A 4,032-nucleotide genomic window follows, 5' to 3' on the forward strand; every position below is an offset into this window, starting at 1 on the left:
ACAACACGCTCCCGAAGGTCGTCTGAATACGGTTTCGTCATCCATGCTGGCCTCCTTCACCAGTATGAATTCTGAATCACACAACGCACCGTATGGGAATCCTCTTTCGATTCAGAGAAAGGCCGAGCCGCTCTAGCGGCCGACGCGCCCTGTATACCATTGCGGCTTTCGTCTGCCAGCACAGCGACGGACGACTGATCGAGTTCATGTGGTAGGGCCGGGCAACGAAGGGGGCACAGGCACACCCATCGGCCGCGCCCGTTTCCCCGCCCGAGTCCGACGAATTCCGGGGGCATCCGGCGCGCGGTGGGGGAATTTTAGGGGGAAGGCCCAGAAGATTAGGTCGGTTTCCCCAAGTCTTTCAGATGCTTATCGGGGCGCTATGGCGCGCTGGGGAGGATTCGAACCCCCGACCCCTTGATTCGTAGTCAAGTACTCTATCCAACTGAGCTACCAGCGCATGCGAAGTGCATGTAACGCCCGCGTCGGGGCATTGCAAGGGGCAAACCGCTCGCGCGGCCACCGCGCGTCAGGATACCTTGTGGTCCTGCGCGAACAGGACCGCCTCGGATTTCGGCAGCCGAATCTCGAACTCGGTGCCCGTGGCATCCGAGCGGCGCAGGACCAGCGCGCCGCCATGGCCGCGGATCAGTTCGACCGAGATCGCGAGGCCAAGCCCCGAGCCGCCCTTGCGGGTGCCGCCCTGGAAAGGCCGGAAAAGATGCTCGCGCGCCTTGGGCGGCAGGCCGGGGCCGGTATCGGTGACATGAATGGTCCAGGCGGCATCGTCCTCCTCGGCGCGGATGGCGATCTCACCGGGATTGCCGCTGGCGAGGATCGCCTGACGGGCGTTGCGGATCAGGTTGGTCAGAACCCGGTGCAACTGTTCGGGATCGGCGCGCAGCATCAGCCCCGCGGGCACGTCCTCGGCAAAGCTGATATCCTCGTCGCCGGCGGCCAGCCGTTCGGCATCCACCACGTCGTTCACGATGGCGGCCAGCCGCACCCGCTCCAGCCGGGGCGGGGGTTCCTGCGCGCGGCCGAAGGCGAGCGTCGTCTCGCACAGGTTGACCGCCCGGCTGATCGCGCCGACGATCTTGGGCGCGGCACGCTTGACGCCCGGATCCTCGCTGGCCTCCATCCGGTCGGCGAAAAGCTGGGCGGTGGCCAGGATGTTGCGCAGGTCGTGGCTGATCTTGGCGACGGCGGCGCCAAGCTGGGCCAGCCGTTCCTTCTGGCGCAGCGCGCCGGTCAGATCGTTCTGAAGCGATTGCAGGGCGGTCTCGGCCTCGTTCAGTTCGCGCACGCGGGAGGTGGGCGATATGATGCGGCGGGTGTCCTCGGGCGCCTCGGCATAGAGCTGCATGGCGCGGACCACGCGCTTGATCGGGGTCACCATCAGCCGCTGGACGGCGAGAAACAGCAACAGCGCGGTCACCACCGAAATCACTGCCGAGAGCCACAGGATGCGCAGCCCGTAATCGATCATCGCCGCTCGCAGCGATTCGCTGCCCATCGTGACCTCGATCAGCAGGCCCGCATCGCGCACCGGCTCGCCGATCACGCGGATCACGCGCGGGACGGGATCGGTCAACTGGCGCAGCGCGTCCACGATCAGTTCGGCCGCCCCTGGATCGCGCAGGTCATAGCTGCGATGGACCGGCTCGGGGATCGGCGAGGAGAGCACAAGCTCGCGCGCCTGATCGCGCCGGAGCGCGACGTTGTAGACGCCCGCATTGGCCAGCAACTCCGCCTCGACATCCTCGGCGATCATCTCGTCGGTGACCAGAAGCGCGAGCGAGGCGATCTGCGCCCGTTCCAGCCGCGACAGCAGGTAATCCTCGCGGAAGCGCGCGATGGAGGGCAGGAAGATCAACACTTCGGCCAGCATGACGAAGAGGACCGTCAGCATAAGGAAGCGGCCGGAGAGGGAATTGAGGACCATCACACACGCCCATGCCCCCGGGGCTCAGGGCAAGAGGCGCTGCGTGATGCGAACGGCCCGTTTTACCCGGGGATTCTCGAACAATCTGGGCGAGAAGTAAGCACCTGCCGCCCGCTTGCTAACCTCGCCCAGCGTCGGATACGGCGCAACCATCTTCGCGATATCGGCCATCTTCAGCCCATTGGCGAGCGCCAGCGCCCAGAGGCCGATCAGATCGCCCGCCCCCTCGCCCGCGATGGAGACGCCGATGGGGCGGCCCCGGACCACCATCACCTTGATCAGCCCCTCGGTCCGGCCGGTGGCGATGGCGCGGTCATTGCCCGAAAAGGCGAAGCGGGCAATTTCCAGCCGCGGGCCATGGGTCGCGCGGGCCTCGGCCTCGGTCGGGCCGATCTGGGCAAGTTCGGGGTCGGTATAGGTGACGCGGGGGATATGCGCGGTCCCGGCCCTTGCGCGCAGGCCCAGCAGGATCGGGCGGATCACGACGCCCGCATGATAGCCCGCGACATGGGTGAACTGCATCCCCCCCGCCGCATCGCCGATGGCATAGACGCGACGGTTGGTGCTGCGCAGATCGGGGCCGACCTTGATCCCGGCGTGCGTGGTCTCGATGCCCGCCGCTCCAAGGTTCAGCCGCTCAAGCGCGGGCATGCGGCCAGTGGCGACCAGCAGATGGGTGCCCGTGATCGGGCCTTGGGCGGTCTCGACGGTTATGGCGCCCGCCTCGCCGGTGACGCGGTCGGCCCGGGCACCCTCGATCACGGTGACGCCTTCGGCACGCAAACGGTCCAGCACGATGGCGGCAAGTTCCGGGTCTTCGCGGTTCAGGGCGCGGTCGGCCTCGATCACGGTAACCTCTGCGCCCAGCCGCCGATGTGCCTGCGCCATTTCCATCCCGATCGGTCCGCCGCCCAGGATCAGCAGATGGCCGGGCCGCTCGCGCAGATCGAACAACGTTTCGTTGGTGAGATGGGGTACCGCGTCGAGCCCCGGGATCGGCGGGATGGCCGGGCGCGAGCCGGTGGCGATCACGAAGCGGCGGGCACGGATGACATGCCCGCCCGCCTCGACCTCGCGCGGGTTCAGGAACCGTCCCCAGGCCTGGATGACGCGCACGCCCAGCCCCTTGAATCGCTCGACGCTGTCATGGGGGGCTATGGTGGCGATGGCGGCCTGCACATGGTCCATGGCGGCCGCGTAGTCGATCTGCGGCGCGACGCCGGGGATGCCGCAGCCCCCCTGCCGCATGCTCTGGGCCTGCTTCGCCGCCGCCAGCAACGCCTTGGAGGGCACGCAGCCATAGTTCAGGCAATCCCCGCCCATCCGGTGCCCCTCGACCAGCACGACGCGAGCGCCCATCTGTACCGCCCCCGCGGCGAGCGACAAACCACCCGAGCCCGCGCCCAGGATGCACAGATCCGTCCGGATGCGGGCCATGTCAGCGTGCCTTGCGGAACGGGCGGACGATCATCGGCAGCGCGGCCAGCGCCGCAAGGCCAAGCAGCGGCCCGAGGATATGGGGCTCGAAGATCAGGCCGAGATTCGGGGTCTCGCCGCGGGCGAGAACCTCGCCCAACCCCGCGCCGACCCAGGTGTAGACAAGCGCGCCGGGCGTGATGCCGAAAAAGGTGGTCAGCGCGAAGCGGTCAAGCCGCACCCCCACCAGCGCGGGCAACAGGTTCGCCACGAAGAACGGCACGGCGGGCACAAGGCGGATCAGGAACAGAACCGACAGCTCGTTCTCGCGCAGCCCCTCGCGCAGGCGTTTCACCCGCCCCTCGGAGGCATCGAGCCGCGCGGCCAGCCGCTCGCCCAGCCCTGCCCGCGCCGCAAGGAAGATCAGGATGGCGCCGATCGTGGCCGCGGCGACGTTGACCAGCACCCCCGGAAAGACGCCGAACAGGAAGCCCCCCGTGAGCGTCGCGATCAGCGTGCCCGGCAGCGAGAAGGCGACGATCAGCACATAGGCTTGTCTTACGACGATCACAGGCTCCCGGGTTAGAAGGGAGCCGCTGCCCGGCACCTTAAATATGCCGGGCAGCGGCGGCGGTTGGATCGTAATGGGCTGGGTCGTGATGGACCGTTCT

At 67.8% G+C, this 4,032-nt stretch carries 3 protein-coding genes and 1 tRNA gene; all 4 read right to left on the reverse strand.

All coding sequences use genetic code 11. The annotated features are described in order from the left end of the window. Positions 1–383: 383 nt before the first annotated feature. Positions 384–460 (reverse strand) — tRNA-Arg (locus ENN83_RS14085). Between the two features lie 69 nt (positions 461–529). Further along, positions 530–1,912 carry a sensor histidine kinase gene (locus tag ENN83_RS14090; protein ID WP_287187948.1) on the reverse strand — a complete coding sequence of 461 codons (1,383 nt, stop codon included), beginning with the start codon at positions 1,910–1,912 and terminating at the stop codon, positions 530–532. A gap of 57 nt (positions 1,913–1,969) precedes the next feature. Continuing rightward, positions 1,970–3,382: a dihydrolipoyl dehydrogenase family protein gene (locus ENN83_RS14095; RefSeq protein WP_287187951.1), complete on the reverse strand. Its 1,413-nt coding sequence runs from the start codon at positions 3,380–3,382 to the stop codon at positions 1,970–1,972. A gap of 1 nt (position 3,383) precedes the next feature. Next, the coding region (locus ENN83_RS14100) for a TVP38/TMEM64 family protein (protein WP_287187954.1) at positions 3,384–4,032 on the reverse strand (649 nt) is incomplete at its 5' end.

The organism is Rhodovulum sp. (genome assembly GCF_011048875.1).
In the GTDB taxonomy this organism is placed as follows: domain Bacteria; phylum Pseudomonadota; class Alphaproteobacteria; order Rhodobacterales; family Rhodobacteraceae; genus Rhodovulum; species Rhodovulum tesquicola.

What these genes read in the sequence shown, in the direction of transcription:
- ENN83_RS14090 (WP_287187948.1), bottom strand. Translation starts at nt 1,912, where the DNA reads ATGCTGACGGTCCTCTTCGTCATGCTGGCCGAAGTGTTGATCTTCCTG.
- ENN83_RS14095 (WP_287187951.1), bottom strand. Translation starts at nt 3,382, where the DNA reads ATGGCCCGCATCCGGACGGATCTGTGCATCCTGGGCGCGGGCTCGGGT.